Origin of the sequence: Pseudomonas sp. GCEP-101 (assembly GCF_025133575.1) — a bacterium.
Lineage (GTDB): Bacteria > Pseudomonadota > Gammaproteobacteria > Pseudomonadales > Pseudomonadaceae > Pseudomonas > Pseudomonas nitroreducens_B.
Map to the genome: position 1 here is coordinate 1860817 of NZ_CP104011.1, position 16000 is coordinate 1876816.

The following is a 16000-nucleotide window of genomic DNA, read 5'->3' on the forward strand; positions in this document are numbered from 1 at the left end:
TCAAACTCAAGATTTCAACGCTTCGGCCAGTTTCGCGATTTTGCCGCGCACCGAGCCATCGATTACCAAGTCACCGGCGCGGATCACCACGCCGCCGATCAGGCTCGCGTCTTCCGACGCATGAAGTCGCACTTCGCGACTGAGCCGGGCGCTGAGAGCCTTGGCGAGTTTGTCCTGCTGTTCCTGGTCCAGGGCGAAGGCACTGGTGACCTCGACCTCGACCAGCTTTTCCTGCTCGGCCTTGAGTTGCTCGAACATCACGAAGATGGTCGGCAGCAGGTCGAGCCGCTTGTTTTCAGCCACAGTCCGGACGAAGTTCTGGGCCGGAGCATTGAGCTTGTCGCCACACACGTCGATCAGCGCGTCAGCCTTGGCTGCCGCGGTCAGCTGGGGCTCTTTGAGCAGCTGGCGCACGGTGTCGTCCTGCGACACTGCAGCCAGCACACCCAGAGCAGCGGACCAATCGGCCAGTTGCTGATGAGCCTGGGCGTACTCGAAAGCCGCCTTCGCGTATGGACGAGCCAATGTGGTCAGTTCTGCCATATCGCCCTCTGCTTAGATCTCGGCGGCCAGTTGATCAACCAGCTGCTTTTGCGCGTTGGCATCGATCGAAGCACCCAGGATCTTCTCTGCGCCGGAGACAGCCAGGGCACCCACTTGGGCACGCAGGGCGTCTTTGACGCTGTTGAGTTCCTGTTCGATCTGGGCTTTGGCCTGAGCGATCATGCGATCACCTTCGGCACGGGCCTGATCACGGGCTTCGTCAACGATCTGGTTAGCGCTCTTCTTCGCCTGCTCGATGATTTCGGCTGCCTGAGCCTTGGCTTCGCGCAGTTGCGCGCCGGCTTTCTCGTGGGCCAGTTCCAGGTCACGAGCTGCGCGGTTGGCAGCGTCCAGGCCGTCGGCGATCTTCTTCTGACGCTCGTGCAGTGCCGCGATGACCGGCGGCCACACGAACTTCATGCAGAAGAGGACGAAGATGGCGAACGCGATGGCCTGGCCAATCAGAGTTGCATTAATGTTCACGCCAATACCTCGCTCGTTCGTTGTTCAGTCACAGATTTCCGCTGTCGGGAAATTAGTGGGCAACCTGAGCAATGAACGGGTTAGCGAAGGTGAAGAACAGAGCGATACCAACACCGATCATGGTCACGGCGTCGAGCAGACCAGCGACGATGAACATCTTGACCTGCAGCATCGGAACCATTTCCGGCTGGCGAGCAGCGCCTTCCAGGAACTTGCCGCCCAGCAGGCCGAAGCCGATGGCGGTACCCAGAGCGCCCAGACCGATCAGCAGAGCAACGGCGATAGCAGTGAGTCCAACTACAGTTTCCATTTTTCCTCCCGACTTTTTTGTCGTGTTGGTTAAAGGTGAAGCAAGTTAAGGTGGTGAAGCTCTTCTTTCACCCCCTCCCGTGAGGGAAGGGGCGTACAGAATCTGTGGATCAGTGGCTGTCTTCGTGGGCCATCGACAGGTAGACGATGGTCAGCATCATGAAGATGAAGGCCTGCAGGGTGATGATCAGGATGTGGAACACGGCCCACGCCCAGTTCAGCACGACGCCCATGCCGCCCAGCCAGAGGATGCCGGAACCGAACATCACGGCGATCAGGATGAAGATCAGCTCGCCGGCGTACATGTTGCCGAACAGACGCAGTGCCAGGGATACCGGCTTGGCGATCAGGGTCACGAACTCCAGCAGGAAGTTGACGGGGATCAGGATGATCTGAACCACCATGTTGCTGCTGTGGAACGGGTGCAGGGTCAGTTCGCCGAGGAAGCCGCCGATGCCCTTGACCTTGATGCTGTAGAAGATGATCAGCGCGAAGACCGCGATCGACATGCCGAAGGTGGCGTTCGGATCGGTGGTGGCCACGGCGCGGAAGAACAGGTGCTCGTTGCCGGTGACCGCCTGGGCCGCCAGCGGCAGGAAGTCCACGGGCACCAAGTCGATCAGGTTCATCAGGAAGATCCAGACGAACACGGTCAGCGCCAGCGGTGCGATGAGCGGATTACGGCCGTGGAAGGTGTCCTTCACGCTGCCGTCGACGAACTCCACGAGAACTTCAACGAAGTTCTGCAGGCCGCCAGGTTGACCGCTGGTGGCCTTCTTGGCTGCCATGCGGAAGATCAGGATGAACACCAGGCCGAGGAATACGGACCAGCCCAGGGTATCGACGTGGAATGCCCAGAAGCCCATTTCCTTGGCTTGTTCGGCGGTGTGGGCGAACCCCCAGGTACCATCAGGCAGACGACCCAGAGTCAGGTTCTGCAAGTGGTGCTGGATGTAACCCGAAGCGCTTTCTGCTGCCATGTTTGCCTCAATCGCTCTAAGGTCTTGTAAATGTGTTTCGCATCAGCAGGGGTGCAAACCAGCTGACCGCGAGGGTCAGCAGGTAGAGGCCGAACAGCGCCAGCGGCGCCAGGGGCTTCACACCTGCAAACGCCAGTGCGAATAGCACTGCCGTCAAAATCAGTTTTCCCGCCTCACCGGCATAAAAGGACCGGACTATCAGCTGGGCAGAACGCGCGCCGCTGTAGCGGAACGCCTTGCGAGCAAAGTACAGATTCGGCAACCACGCAATCAGGCCCCCGAGCAATCCGGAATAGCCTGCGACCGATCCCCGTGCAAACCACAGGACTGCTGCACCGATAAGCAGCACCACCAGCTGGACGAGCAACAGGCGAAACGCCGGTTGACGATGGAAGGGCAAACGATTTGGCTTGCTGGGTTCCATCTCTAGCTCACAGTCCTCTGGTGTCGGCTCAGTAAATCAACAACTTGGCATACTTTGTGCCGACAAAATTGCGCGCAGAGTATAGGGGGCGCCGCATACCCGTTCAACCGTCAGGTAGTGATTTCCGACGACCCCCTACATAGCCTTTCGTATCAGCGTATGTGGGCGAGGACGCCCTGCAGCTCATCGAGGGAGTTGTAGCGGATCACCAACTGGCCCTTGCCTTTCTGACCGTGGCGAATCTGCACCGGAGCGCCCAGGCGCTCGGCCAGGCGCTGTTCGAGACGGCTGATGTCCGGGTCGGTCCTGACTGCTTTGACAGGTTCCTCGGGGGCGTTGAGCCACTGGCGCACTAGTGCTTCGGTCTGACGCACGGTGAAACCGCGTGCGACAACATGTCGCGCACCTTCCACCTGCCGATTCTCGGGCAAACCGAGCAGGGCGCGGGCATGGCCCATTTCCAGGTCGCCGTGGGACAGCAGGGTCTTGATCTCGTCCGGCAGGGCGATCAGGCGCAGCAGGTTGGCGACGGTGACGCGGGATTTGCCCACGGCATCGGCGACCTGTTGCTGGGTCAGCTGGAATTCCTGCTGCAGGCGCTGCAGCGCGGCAGCTTCCTCGATGGGGTTGAGGTCTTCGCGCTGGATGTTCTCGATCAGCGCCATGGCGATGGCGGCTTCGTCGGGCACTTCGCGGACCATGGCCGGGATCTTGTCCAGGCCGGCCTGCTGGCTGGCGCGCCAGCGGCGCTCACCGGCGATGATCTCGTAGCGGCCCTTGCCGATCGGGCGCACGACGATCGGCTGCATCACGCCCTGGGCCTTGATCGACTGGGCGAGCTCTTCCAGGGCCTGCGGATCCATGTCCCGGCGGGGCTGGTACTTGCCGCGCTGGATCAGGTCCAGCGGCAGGTGTTGCAGCTCCTTGCTGTCCACCTGAACGGCTTCTTCCTGCAGCGTAGCGGCGCTGGAGCCACTGAGCAGGGCGTCCAGCCCGCGTCCGAGACCTCGTTTCTTGGCGGCCATGCGGGTTCCTTAATCTCTTAGGCGGGGGCGGTGGTGCGGGCGGTGCGCTGTCGGCGCACCAGCTCGCCGGCCAGCGCCAGGTAGGCGAGGGCACCGCGGGATTGCTTGTCGTAGACCAGCGCCGGCATGCCGAAGCTGGGTGCCTCGGCCAATCGCACGTTGCGCGGGATCACGGTGGTGTAGAGCTTGTCGCCGAAGTGTTCCTGCAGCTGCGCGCTGACGTCGTTGGTCAGGCTGATGCGCGGGTCGTACATGGTGCGCAGCAGGCCTTCGATCTTCAGCGCCGGGTTCAGCCGCTCGGCGATGCGCTGGATGCTGTTCATCAGGTCGGTCAGGCCCTCGAGTGCGTAGTACTCGCACTGCATCGGGATGATCACGCCGTCCGAGGCGGACAAGGCGTTGACCGTCAGCATCGACAGCGACGGCGGGCAGTCGATGAGAATGAAGTCGTAGTTTTCGCGGATCGGCGCCAGCGCATGACGCAGGCGGTGTTCCTTCATGTCCATTTCCAGCAGCACCACTTCCGCCGCGGTGAGGTCGCGGTTGGCGGGCAGCAGCTGGTAGCCGCCGTGCTCGGAGAACTGCATGGCCTGGGCCAGGTCGCATTCGCCGGTGAGCACGTCGTAGATGGAATGGTCCAGGGACAACTTATCCACACCGCTGCCGGTGGTGGCGTTGCCCTGTGGATCGAGATCGATCAGCAGCACGCGTCGCTTGGTGGCGACCAGCGATGCCGCGAGGTTGATACAGGTCGTGGTCTTGCCGACGCCGCCCTTCTGGTTGGCGATCGCGAATACCTTAGCCATGGTTTTCCCCACTCCCCGTCATGCAGTGCGGCGCAGTATCAGCAGATGGCGCTGGCCTTGGCAACCCGGCACCGCCAGAGCGCGTTCGGCTTCGACGCGGAAATCTTCCGGAAGTGCCGCGAGCTCGTCGCTGGGGTGGACGCCTTTCATGGCCAGCCAGTTGGTCTGGGTGTCGCCCAGGTGACGTGTCCAATTCGTGAAGTCTTCGAGGCTGCTGAAGGCCCGGGAGACGATGCCGTTGAACGCTTGCTCCGGCTGGAAGGCCTCCACCCGGCTGTGGATAACCTGCAGGTTGTCGAGCTTCAGTTCCAGCTTCACCTGGGTGAGGAAGCGAGTCTTCTTGCCGTTGCTGTCCAGCAGGGTCAGGGATTTGCCGGGGAACAGGATGGCCAGCGGGATGCCGGGCATGCCGCCGCCGCTGCCGACGTCCAGCCAGCGATCGCCGCCGGCGGCGACGAACTGCGGGACGATGCTCAGGCTGTCGAGCAGGTGGCGCGAGACCATTTCATCCACATCGCGCACCGCGGTGAGGTTGTAGGCCTTGTTCCACTTGGCCAGCAGGGCCAGGTAATCCAGCAGGCGCTGCTGTGTGGCGGCGTCGATATCCAGGCCGAGCGTCTGGATGCCACGCGCGAGTTCTTCGGCGTGGCGGGCGGTGACCAGGGACATCAGGCGCTCTGCTCCAACTGTCGACCGGAGGAGCGTTTTTTCAGATGGATCAGCAACAGGGAGATGGCCGCCGGCGTCACGCCCGGGATGCGGCCGGCCTGACCGAGGGTTTCCGGTCGGGCGTTGCCCAGCTTGAGCTGGATCTCCTTGGACAGCCCGGAGATGGACTGGTAGTCGATATCCACAGGCAGGCGGGTGTCTTCGCTGGCCCGCAGGCGAGCGATCTCCTCCTGCTGGCGGTCGATGTAGCCGGCGTACTTGGTACGGATCTCCACCTGCTCGGCGACCTGCGGATCTTCAGCGCCAGCGCCGGTCACTTCGGCCAGGCTGACGTAGTCGATTTCCGGGCGGGCCAGCAGGTTTAGCAGGTTGTACTCGTGGGCCAGCGGCGTGCCGAAGCGCGCGGCGATGGCATCGCCCTGCGGGGTGTTGGGGCGAACCCAGGTGCTCTTCAGGCGCTGCTCTTCCCGTTCGATGCCTTCGCGCTTGGCTTCGAACACGGCCCAGCGCTCGTCGTCGATCAGGCCCAGCTCGCGCCCCTTCTCGGTCAGGCGCAGGTCGGCGTTGTCCTCGCGCAGAATCAGCCGGTATTCGGCGCGCGAGGTGAACATGCGGTACGGCTCCTGGGTGCCGAGGGTGATCAGGTCGTCGACCAGCACACCGATGTACGCCTCGTCGCGGCGCGGGCACCAGCTGTCGCGACCCTGCGAACGCAGCGCGGCGTTGGTGCCGGCGAGCAGACCCTGGGCGCCGGCTTCTTCGTAGCCGGTGGTGCCGTTGATCTGGCCGGCGAAGAACAGGCCGCCGATGACCTTGGTCTCCAGGCTGTACTTCAGGTCGCGAGGGTCGAAGTAGTCGTACTCGATGGCGTAGCCGGGGCGAACGATGTGGGCGTTCTCCATGCCGCGGATCGAGCGGACGATGTCCAGCTGCACATCGAAGGGCAGCGAGGTGGAGATGCCGTTCGGGTACAGCTCATGGGTGGTCAGACCTTCGGGTTCCAGGAAGACCTGATGGCTGTCCTTGTCCGCGAAGCGATGGATCTTGTCTTCGATGGACGGGCAGTAGCGCGGGCCGACCCCTTCGATCACACCCGAATACATGGGCGAACGATCGAGGTTGGAGGCGATGATCTCGTGGGTCCGCGCATTGGTGTGGGTGATCCAGCAACTGACCTGGCGCGGATGCATGTCCTTGTTGCCCAGGAAGGACATTACCGGGATCGGCGTGTCGCCGGGCTGCTCGGTCATCACGCTGAAATCGACACTGCGGCCGTCGATCCGTGGCGGTGTGCCGGTCTTCAGGCGGCCGACACGCAGCGGCAGTTCACGCAGGCGGCGAGCCAGGGCGATCGAGGGCGGATCACCGGCACGGCCGCCGGAGTAGTTCTCCAGGCCGATGTGGATAAGTCCGCCGAGGAAGGTGCCGGCGGTCAGTACGACGTTATCGGCGTGGAATTTCAGGCCCATTTGGGTCACTACGCCGCGCACCTGATCCTGTTCGACGATCAGATCATCGCAGGCTTGCTGGAATATCCACAGATTCGCCTGGTTCTCCAGGATCTCGCGCACGGCGGCCTTGTAGAGAACGCGGTCTGCCTGAGCGCGCGTTGCGCGCACTGCCGGGCCCTTGCGGCTGTTCAACACGCGGAACTGGATGCCGCCTTTATCGGTGGCCAGTGCCATGGCACCGCCCAGCGCATCGATTTCCTTTACCAGATGGCTTTTGCCGATCCCACCGATGGCAGGGTTGCAGCTCATCTGGCCAAGGGTTTCCACATTGTGGGTGAGCAGCAGCGTCTTCACGCCCATGCGTGCAGCCGCTAGCGCGGCCTCTGTGCCGGCATGGCCGCCGCCGATCACGATCACGTCAAAACGGGAAGGGAAATCCACCACGCACCTCGTGCCTGTTGATCAAGAAGAAAGAAGAGAGCCGGACAGTATAGGGGTTAAGGGCTTTCGATTGAAGGCACCTGAACAAAAAATAGCCAGTGGGCGTGGTGGGCCTCTATAGAAAATAAAAAGAGAGGAATTTTTTAAATCTTTTTAGAGCTTGTGTTTATGTATGGTGAAGCCGTTTTCTGTGGATAACCACCTACAAGCCCTATGCAGGCTGCATTTCAGCGCCTAACAACCCTGTGTCGATGCTGTACGGTGACGGGGGATCGCCCGTGTTCAGCTTGTGGATGAAAGCCTATGTTATCAACAGGCGGATTTATCCACCGGCTGGGACAAGGTTTGTTAACCCATCTGTACGTGAGTTTTCCACAGGGTTCACGGAGGCCTGTGGAATGCCGCTCCGATGCGCTGTATCCGCCGAATATCGGGGCTTCTGGGTGATCTATGGCTGTGGACAGATGGGAGTTATGGGAAAGCCGGGCAGCCGCGAGCGCGGTGACGGAGCGACGCCGCCACCGGTGGGGAAAAACAGCGCTGTGGATTACTTGCCGATGCAGAAGCTGGAGAAGATACGGCCTAGCAGATCATCCGGCGTGAAGGCCCCGGTGATCTCGCCCAACGCTTGCTGGGCCTGACGCAGGTCTTCGGCCAGCAGCTCGCCTGCGCCGCTCAGGGTGAGCTGCGCGCGGCCGTGCTCGAGGCTGTCGTCCGCCTGACGGAGCGCTTCCAGATGACGCCGGCGCGCGCTGAAGCTGCTCTCGGCAGTCTGTTCGAACCCCATGCAGGCCTTGAGGTGCTCGCGCAGTAGGTCCAGGCCCTTGCCGGAACGCGCGGACAGGGTGATGGTGACGTGGCCGTCGCTGCTCTCTTCGAGCGCGATACTCTCTGTGGATAAATCCGCCTTGTTGCGGATCAGCGTGACGTGCGCCGGGTCAGGGCGGCTGTCGAGAAATTCCGGCCACAGCGCAAAGGGATCGCTGGCCTCCGGCGCGGTGGAATCCACCACCAGGAGCACCCGGTCGGCTTCGCTGATCGCTTTCAGGGCGCGTTCCACGCCGATCTTTTCCACATGGTCATCGGTGCTGCGCAGGCCGGCGGTGTCGATGATGTGCAGCGGCATGCCGTCGATGTGGATATGTTCGCGCAGCACGTCGCGCGTGGTGCCGGCGATATCGGTGACGATGGCGGCTTCCCGGCCCGCCAGGGCGTTCAGCAGGCTGGACTTGCCGGCGTTGGGGCGCCCCGCGATCACGACCGTCATACCGTCGCGCAGCAGCGCGCCCTGGCCCGCTTCGCGCAGTACCGAGGCGAGCTCGGCGCGCACTGCGTCCAGTTGAGAGAGGACATGGCCATCGGCGAGGAAGTCGATTTCCTCTTCGGGGAAGTCGATCGCCGCTTCGACGTACATGCGTAGCCCGATCAGTTGGTCGGTGAGACTGTGGACGCGGCGGGAGAATTCGCCTTGCAGCGAGCGCACGGCGTTACGTGCCGCCTGTGCCGAGCTGGCCTCGATCAGGTCGGCGATGGCTTCGGCCTGGGCCAGGTCTAGCTTGTCATTGAGGAACGCGCGCTCGCTGAACTCGCCGGGGCGGGCCTGGCGTGCGCCCAGCTCCAGGCAGCGTTGCAGCAGCATGTCCATCACCACCGGGCCGCCGTGGCCCTGCAGCTCGAGCACGTCTTCGCCAGTGAAGGAGTTCGGGCCGGGGAAGTACAGCAGCAGGCCTTCGTCAATGACATCGCCGTCATCGGCGTGGAACGGCCCGTAGTGGGCATAACGCGGTTGTGGCTCGCGGCCGCTCAGGGTGATGGCCATGGCACGGGCACGGGGACCGGAGACGCGGACAATGCCCACACCGCCACGGCCCTGGGCGGTAGCGACGGCGGCGATGGTTTCACGGGCTGCATTCATGTCGGCGGTCTCGCGGTTGGTGTCGTGGCGTGCGCAGGGCAAGGTTATCCACATAGCAAAACGCCCCACGAGGGGGCGTCTTGTCGATCGGGGTCGGGCTGCGATGTCAGGCGGAAGCCTTCTTCGCTGCACCTTCGATCCGACGGGTAATGTACCACTGCTGGGCAATGGACAGGCAGTTGTTCACCACCCAGTACAGGACCAGACCGGCCGGGAACCACAGGAAGAAGAAGGTGAAGATGATCGGCATCAGCTTCATCACCTTGGCCTGCATGGGGTCCGGCGGCGTCGGGTTGAGCATCTGCTGGACCAGCATGGTGGCGCCCATGATGATCGGCAGGATGAAGAACGGATCCTTCACTGACAGGTCGACGATCCAGCCCAGCCACGGGGCCTGGCGCATCTCGACGCTTTCCAGCAGCACCCAGTAGAGGGAGAGGAAGACCGGCATTTGCACCAGGATCGGCAGGCAGCCGCCCAGCGGATTGATCTTCTCCTTCTTGTACAGCTCCATCATCGCCTGGGACATCTTCTGGCGATCGTCGCCATGCTGTTCCTTCAGGGCTGCCAGTTTCGGCGACACGGCGCGCATGCGGGCCATGGAGCGGTAGCTGGCGGCGGACAGCGGGAAGAAGGCCAGTTTGATGACGATGGTCAGGAAGATGATCGACCAGCCCCAGTTACCAACCAGGTTGTGGATATGTTGCAGCAGCCAGAAGATCGGCTGGGCGATGAACCACAGCGGGCCGTAGTCCACGGTCAGTTCCAGACCCGGGGACAGTTCCTTCAGGTACGCCTGCAGTTTCGGGCCGGCGTAGAGGGTCATGCTGGTTTCGCCCTTGGCGCCCGGCGCAACGCTCAGGTTCGGGCCGGTGTAGCCGACGATATAGTTGCCCTGGGCGTCCTTGCGGGTCATCACGCTGTGGGTATCGCCCTTGGCGGGAACCCAGGCGGTGACGAAGTAGTGCTGCAGCCAGGCTACCCAGCCGCCCTGGACGGTTTCCTTGAACTGCTCCTTGTCCATGTCCTTCATGGACACTTTCACGTAGGGCTTTTCAGGGGTCCAGACCGCGGCGCCGAGGTAGGTCGATACGCCGGTGGCGGTGGTGGAGGACGGGTCGACGCTCGCGTCACGCTTGAGCTGGGCGAACAGCGAGGCGTTCCACGGCTTGTCGCTCTGGTTGTCGATCAGGTAGGTCACGCCGACCTGATAGGCATTGGGGTTGATGCACTCGAGCTTCTTCTGCGCCTTTTCCTTCTCGGTGCAATCGTTTTTCAGACCGCGGTGGAAGGTGAAACGCTTGATGTAGCTGACGCCGTCCTGTGCATAAGTCAGGTCGACGGTCATCTGGTCCTGGCCGTCGGCCAGTTCGTACACCGGCTTGGCCGATGCGTACAGCGGGCGACCGCTGGCAGCGGCGTCCGGGCCATTGGCCCCGGTCAGGCCGCTCTGGGCCAGATAGGTGCGCTGGTTGTCGCGCTCGAACAGCGGGAACGGTACGTCCGGGCGGTCCTGGCGCAGCGGGTACTGGGTCAGGCCGAGCTTGATCACGTCGCCGCCGCGCGGGTCGATGGTCAGGTCAAGGACATCGGTCTTCACGCGGATCAGCTGTTCGCTGGCTGCCACCGGCTTCTGCTCGGTGGGCAGGCTGGCCTGGGCGTTCTGCGTGGTGGGTACGTCGGCATTGGCCGCGTTGCCGGCAGGCACGGAAGTGTCCGGCAGGCCTTCAGTCTGGTTGAAGGTCGCGGTCTGCGCCGGCAGTTCGGGCTGGCCGTAGTCCTTGTTCCACTGGAGGACCAGCGCATAGGACACGACTGCCAGGGCGACGAATAGGATTGAACGTTTGATGTCCATGGTTACTCGGCCGTCGGGGAAGGGGCGGGCTTGGAAGGATCTGGCGGTACCGGATCGTAGCCACCGGGATGCCAGGGGTGGCAGCGGCCGAGGCGACGAGCGGCCAGCCAGCTACCACGCAGGAAGCCATGGGTTTCGATGGCTTCCTGCGCGTAGCAGGAACAGCTGGGGTAGAAACGACAGTGCCTGCCCATCATGGGACTGATGGCGTAGCGGTAAAACTGGATCAGTAACAGGGCCAGTCTACGCATGGGAACTGTCGGCCACTCCCGGAGATTCTGTCGAAGGTTCCGGGCTGGGCCGATTGCGCAACAGGCGCTTCCAGAGCTTGCCGAACTGCTGGTGCAGTTCTTCATTCTCCAGATCGCCAAGACCTTTTCGCGCAATCACCACGATATCCAGGCCGGCCAGCTTCTGCTGGTGATGGCGGAAGGATTCGCGGAGAAGGCGTTTGAGGCGGTTGCGCTCGACGGCGAGCTTGACGTTCTTCTTGCCGATCACCAGGCCCAGGCGGGGGTGATCGAGACCGTTTTCGCGCGCCAGCAGCAGGATGTGCTTGCCGGGAACCTTGGAGGTGGGGGAGTCGAAGACTGCGGTGAATTGCCGGGCTGTCAGAAGACGTTTATCCCGGCTGAAATCTCGACTCACCACCTGTGTCAGACAAATCAGACGGTCAGACGCTTGCGGCCCTTGGCGCGGCGACGCGACAGAACCTGACGACCGTTCTTGGTGGCCATGCGAGCGCGGAAGCCGTGAACGCGAGCGCGCTTGAGGGTGCTGGGTTGGAAAGTACGTTTCATGATTCGGTACCTGGGTTGACGACATGAGGTCGCAGTGACCCCGTTTAAAGAGACCGGCGATTCTAGTGAAATCAGCCGGTCAGGTCAATTTCCAACCAACCGCGGATACAAAATCTATAGAAAGGAAGGAAATCTCTTTTTCTAAAGATTGAAGCGATGATTATGTTTAAGCAGGCGGTCGCCTGTGCATAAGTTGCCCCAGGGCTAGGGGCGACGGGCTCAGGGGAAATGATAACCCTGTCCGGAAGGCGTGGGTGTCTTGTGCGGAGGCGGTTGGAAAGCTGGGTATGGAAAGCGGTTTTTTCCACAGGGATTTTTTCCACAGAACGATCAACCGGCCCATCCCCTGCCCCATAAAGTGGTTATCCACAAGGTTCACGGCGCTCCTACCCGACCGCCGGTAAAATCATTAACACCTTGATTTTCCTTGCATCCCGGCACGCTTAACTGTGGATAAGTTGGTCCGGCGAAGCTACAATAGCCGCCTGTTTCGCTTTGCGACTTCTTTGGGGGATATCCGTGTCCGTGGAACTTTGGCAGCAGTGCGTGGAGCTTCTGCGCGACGAGCTGCCGTCCCAGCAATTCAATACCTGGATCCGACCGTTGCAGGTGGAGTCCGAGGGTGAAGAGCTGCGCGTCTACGCACCCAACCGCTTCGTACTCGACTGGGTCAACGAGAAGTACATGGGGCGCCTGCTCGAGCTGTTGGGCGAGCGCGGCAGTGGTCAGATTCCGGCGATCTCGCTGTTGATCGGCAGCCGCCGCAGCCGTACGCCGCGCCCGGCCCTGGTACCGACGCCGCAGGTCACCGTCCAGGCGGCTCCGGTTGCCGCCGCGCCGGCACCGATCGCCGCACCGGCGCCTGTCGCGCAGGCCCTGCCCGAGCCGCAGCCGATCCAGGCGGCGCCCGTGCAGACCCTTGCCGATCTCGATGAGTCCAGCCCGGGCATCGACCCGCTGGCCGCGGCGATGCCCGCGGCAGCAGTGCGCACCGAGCGTAACGTGCAGGTGGAAGGTGCGCTCAAGCACACCAGCTACCTCAACCGCACCTTTACCTTCGAGAACTTCGTCGAGGGTAAGTCCAACCAGTTGGCCCGCGCGGCCGCCTGGCAGGTGGCTGACAACCTCAAGCACGGCTACAACCCGCTCTTCCTTTATGGTGGTGTCGGCCTGGGTAAGACCCACCTGATGCATGCTGTGGGTAACCATCTGCTGAAGAAGAACCCGAACGCCAAGGTCGTGTACCTGCATTCGGAGCGTTTCGTCGCGGACATGGTGAAGGCCCTGCAGCTGAATGCCATCAACGAATTCAAGCGTTTCTACCGCTCGGTGGACGCGCTGCTGATCGACGACATCCAGTTCTTCGCCCGCAAGGAGCGCTCGCAGGAAGAATTCTTCCATACCTTCAACGCCCTTCTCGAAGGCGGCCAGCAGGTCATCCTGACCAGTGACCGCTACCCGAAGGAAATCGAAGGACTGGAAGAGCGCCTGAAGTCGCGCTTCGGCTGGGGCCTGACGGTGGCCGTGGAGCCGCCGGAACTGGAAACCCGCGTGGCGATCCTGATGAAGAAGGCCGAGCAGGCCAAGGTCGAACTGCCGCACGATGCCGCGTTCTTCATCGCCCAGCGCATCCGCTCCAACGTGCGTGAACTGGAAGGTGCGCTCAAGCGCGTGATCGCCCACTCGCACTTCATGGGACGGCCGATCACCATCGAGCTGATCCGCGAGTCGCTGAAGGATCTGCTGGCCCTGCAGGACAAGCTGGTCAGCATCGACAACATCCAGCGCACCGTCGCCGAGTACTACAAGATCAAGATCGCCGACCTGCTGTCCAAGCGCCGTTCGCGCTCGGTGGCTCGTCCGCGTCAGGTCGCCATGGCACTGTCCAAGGAACTGACCAACCACAGCCTGCCGGAAATCGGCGTGGCCTTCGGCGGTCGGGATCACACCACGGTGCTGCACGCCTGTCGTAAGATCGCTCAACTCAAGGAATCCGACGCGGATATCCGCGAGGACTACAAGAACCTGCTGCGTACTCTGACCACCTGACGCAGCCTCACGAGGCAAGGGACTAGACCATGCATTTCACTATTCAACGCGAAGCTCTGTTGAAACCCCTGCAGCTGGTCGCTGGCGTCGTCGAGCGCCGCCAGACGCTGCCGGTTCTTTCCAACGTCCTGCTGGTCGTCGAAGGTCAGCAGCTGTCGCTGACCGGCACCGACCTCGAAGTCGAGCTGGTGGGACGCGTCACGCTGGAAGATGCTGCCGAGCCGGGCGAAATCACCGTACCCGCGCGCAAGCTGATGGACATCTGCAAAAGCCTGCCCAGCGATGCCGTGATCGATATCCGCGTCGACGAGCAGAAGCTCCTGGTGAAAGCCGGCCGTAGCCGCTTCACCCTGTCCACCCTGCCGGCCAACGACTTCCCCACTGTGGAAGAAGGTCCGGGCTCGCTGACCTTCAGCCTGGTGCAGAGCAAGCTGCGTCGCCTGATCGACCGCACCAGCTTCGCCATGGCGCAGCAGGATGTCCGCTACTACCTGAATGGCATGTTGCTTGAAGTGGGCGGCGGCACGCTGCGCGCCGTGGCCACCGACGGCCACCGCCTCGCCATGTGCTCGCTGAGCAACGGCGTGCCGGAAGCACAAGATCGCCACCAGGTGATCGTGCCGCGCAAAGGCATCCTCGAACTGGCGCGCCTGCTCACCGAGCAGGACGGCGAGGTTTCCATCGTCCTGGGCCAGCATCACATTCGCGCCACCACGGGCGAGTTCACCTTCACCTCCAAGCTGGTGGACGGCAAGTTCCCGGATTACGAGCGCGTGCTGCCCAAGGGCGGTGACAAGCTGGTGCTGGGCGATCGCCAGGTGCTGCGCGAAGCCTTCAGCCGTACCGCGATTCTGTCGAACGAAAAGTACCGCGGCATTCGCCTGCAACTGACCAGCGGCCTCCTGAAGATCCAGGCGAACAACCCGGAGCAGGAAGAAGCGGAAGAAGAAGTGCAGGTCGACTACAACGGCGGCAGCCTGGAAATCGGCTTCAACGTCAGCTATCTGCTGGACGTCCTGGGCGTCATGGGTACCGAGCAGGTCCGCATGATTCTCTCCGACTCCAACAGCAGTGCGCTGCTGCAGGAAGCGGACAACGACGATTCCGCCTACGTCGTCATGCCGATGCGCCTCTGACGCGTATCGATGTCCCTTACCCGCCTTTCGGTCACCGCGGTGCGCAACCTGCACCCGGTGACCTTCTCCCCCTCCCCCCGCATCAACATCCTCTACGGCGAAAACGGCAGCGGCAAAACCAGCGTGCTGGAAGCCATCTACCTGCTCGGCCTCGCCCGCTCGTTCCGCAGCATGCGCCTGCAACCTGTCATCCAGTACGAAGAACCGGCGTGCACGGTGTTCGGGCAGGTGCGTCTGGCCAATGGGTTCGACAGTAGCCTGGGTGTTTCACGGGATCGCCACGGCGAATTCCAGATTCGCATCGACGGGCAGAACGCCCGCAGCGCTGCGCAGCTGGCCGAGACTTTGCCACTGCAGTTGATCAACCCGGACAGTTTCCGCCTGCTCGAGGGCGCGCCGAAGATTCGCCGGCAGTTCCTCGACTGGGGAGTGTTCCACGTGGAACAACGCTTCATGGTGGCCTGGCAACGCCTGCAGAAGGCCCTACGGCAGCGGAACTCGTGGCTCCGACATGGTAAACTGGACGGTGCTTCGCAGGCTGCGTGGGACCGCGAATTATGCGCGGCGAGCGACGAAATCGACGCGTATCGGCGGTCCTATATCCAGGCTCTCAAACCCCAGTTCGAGCGCACCTTGGCCGAGCTTATCCAGCTCGACGATCTGACGCTCAGCTATTACCGAGGGTGGGATAAGGAACGCGACCTGAGCGATGTCCTCTCCTCCAGCTTGCTGCGCGATCAGCAGATGGGGCACACCCAGGCGGGACCGCAACGGGCGGATTTGAGAATTCGTCTGGGGGGACACAATGCCGCGGAGATTTTATCCCGTGGCCAACAGAAACTGGTGGTCTGCGCGTTGCGGATCGCCCAGGGGCATTTGATCAACCAGGCCAAGCGCGGGCAATGCGTCTACCTGGTGGACGACCTCCCCTCCGAACTGGATGAGAAGCACCGGTTGTCGTTGTGCCGGCTTCTCGAAGATCTGGGTTGCCAGGTATTCATCACCTGCGTCGACCCGCACTTATTGAAAGACGGCTGGCAAACGGAAACGCCGGTGTCAATGTTCCACGTGGAACATGGGCGCGTCTCTCAGGACACTACCATCGGGAGTGAAG

The 16000-nt window shown here is 62.4% G+C and carries 16 protein-coding genes and 1 pseudogene; 3 read left to right on the forward strand and 14 right to left on the reverse strand.

Translation table 11 applies throughout. The features are described 5' to 3' along the window. Positions 1 to 6 precede the first annotated feature (6 nt). From N0B71_RS08340 to rpmH, 14 genes are all read right to left on the reverse strand, one after another. The gene (locus N0B71_RS08340; protein WP_152227812.1) at positions 7 to 543 is read right to left on the reverse strand and encodes a F0F1 ATP synthase subunit delta; all 537 of its coding nucleotides are present in this window, start codon (positions 541 to 543) and stop codon (positions 7 to 9) included. Between the two features lie 12 nt (positions 544 to 555). Continuing rightward, positions 556 to 1026, reverse strand: coding sequence for a F0F1 ATP synthase subunit B (locus N0B71_RS08345; RefSeq protein WP_259758287.1), 471 nt, complete (start codon positions 1024 to 1026; stop codon positions 556 to 558). A gap of 52 nt (positions 1027 to 1078) precedes the next feature. Beyond that, positions 1079 to 1336, reverse strand: coding sequence for a F0F1 ATP synthase subunit C (gene atpE / locus N0B71_RS08350; RefSeq protein ID WP_043256731.1), 258 nt, complete (start codon positions 1334 to 1336; stop codon positions 1079 to 1081). 109 nt (positions 1337 to 1445) lie between these two features. Continuing rightward, positions 1446 to 2315: a F0F1 ATP synthase subunit A gene (gene atpB, locus N0B71_RS08355; protein ID WP_259758288.1), complete on the reverse strand. Its 870-nt coding sequence runs from the start codon at positions 2313 to 2315 to the stop codon at positions 1446 to 1448. A gap of 16 nt (positions 2316 to 2331) precedes the next feature. Continuing rightward, positions 2332 to 2739, reverse strand: coding sequence for a F0F1 ATP synthase subunit I (locus tag N0B71_RS08360; RefSeq protein ID WP_259758289.1), 408 nt, complete (start codon positions 2737 to 2739; stop codon positions 2332 to 2334). 152 nt (positions 2740 to 2891) lie between these two features. Further along, positions 2892 to 3764, reverse strand: a complete 873-nt coding sequence (locus tag N0B71_RS08365; protein ID WP_259758290.1) for a ParB/RepB/Spo0J family partition protein — start codon at positions 3762 to 3764, stop codon at positions 2892 to 2894. A 17-nt stretch (positions 3765 to 3781) separates the two neighbouring features. Continuing rightward, the gene (locus tag N0B71_RS08370; RefSeq protein WP_259758291.1) at positions 3782 to 4570 is read right to left on the reverse strand and encodes a ParA family protein; all 789 of its coding nucleotides are present in this window, start codon (positions 4568 to 4570) and stop codon (positions 3782 to 3784) included. A gap of 18 nt (positions 4571 to 4588) precedes the next feature. After that, positions 4589 to 5239, reverse strand: coding sequence for a 16S rRNA (guanine(527)-N(7))-methyltransferase RsmG (gene rsmG, locus N0B71_RS08375; protein ID WP_259758292.1), 651 nt, complete (start codon positions 5237 to 5239; stop codon positions 4589 to 4591). Beyond that, positions 5239 to 7131 carry a tRNA uridine-5-carboxymethylaminomethyl(34) synthesis enzyme MnmG gene (mnmG, locus tag N0B71_RS08380; protein WP_259758293.1) on the reverse strand — a complete coding sequence of 631 codons (1893 nt, stop codon included), beginning with the start codon at positions 7129 to 7131 and terminating at the stop codon, positions 5239 to 5241. The genes rsmG and mnmG overlap by 1 nt, the downstream gene beginning before the upstream one ends. A gap of 547 nt (positions 7132 to 7678) precedes the next feature. Then, positions 7679 to 9046 (reverse strand): tRNA uridine-5-carboxymethylaminomethyl(34) synthesis GTPase MnmE, encoded by a 1368-nt coding sequence (gene mnmE / locus N0B71_RS08385; protein WP_259758294.1) that lies wholly within the window; start codon positions 9044 to 9046, stop codon positions 7679 to 7681. 106 nt (positions 9047 to 9152) lie between these two features. Further along, the gene (gene yidC / locus N0B71_RS08390) at positions 9153 to 10901 is read right to left on the reverse strand and encodes a membrane protein insertase YidC (RefSeq protein WP_259758295.1); all 1749 of its coding nucleotides are present in this window, start codon (positions 10899 to 10901) and stop codon (positions 9153 to 9155) included. Between the two features lie 2 nt (positions 10902 to 10903). Next, a complete protein-coding gene (gene yidD / locus N0B71_RS08395; protein WP_259758296.1) occupies positions 10904 to 11152 on the reverse strand; it encodes a membrane protein insertion efficiency factor YidD in 249 nt (82 codons plus the stop codon). Beyond that, complete coding sequence (gene rnpA / locus N0B71_RS08400; protein ID WP_081518987.1) at positions 11145 to 11552, reverse strand: ribonuclease P protein component; 408 nt, start codon at positions 11550 to 11552, stop codon at positions 11145 to 11147. The genes yidD and rnpA overlap by 8 nt, the downstream gene beginning before the upstream one ends. A gap of 14 nt (positions 11553 to 11566) precedes the next feature. Continuing rightward, on the reverse strand, positions 11567 to 11701 hold the full coding sequence (rpmH, locus tag N0B71_RS08405) for a 50S ribosomal protein L34 (protein WP_003100258.1): 135 nt from the start codon (positions 11699 to 11701) through the stop codon (positions 11567 to 11569). Positions 11702 to 12220: 519 nt separating this feature from the next. On the opposite strand from rpmH, the gene dnaA reads away from it, so the two are divergent. The 3 genes and pseudogenes from dnaA to recF all read left to right on the forward strand — a co-directional run bounded on the left by dnaA (position 12221) and on the right by recF (position 15998). Continuing rightward, a complete protein-coding gene (gene dnaA, locus N0B71_RS08410) occupies positions 12221 to 13750 on the forward strand; it encodes a chromosomal replication initiator protein DnaA (RefSeq protein WP_259758297.1) in 1530 nt (509 codons plus the stop codon). 29 nt (positions 13751 to 13779) lie between these two features. Next, the gene (dnaN, locus tag N0B71_RS08415) at positions 13780 to 14886 is read left to right on the forward strand and encodes a DNA polymerase III subunit beta (RefSeq protein WP_259758298.1); all 1107 of its coding nucleotides are present in this window, start codon (positions 13780 to 13782) and stop codon (positions 14884 to 14886) included. A 9-nt stretch (positions 14887 to 14895) separates the two neighbouring features. After that, positions 14896 to 15998 (forward strand): annotated as a pseudogene (recF, locus tag N0B71_RS08420) (DNA replication/repair protein RecF). The last annotated feature ends 2 nt before the right edge of the window (positions 15999 to 16000 follow it).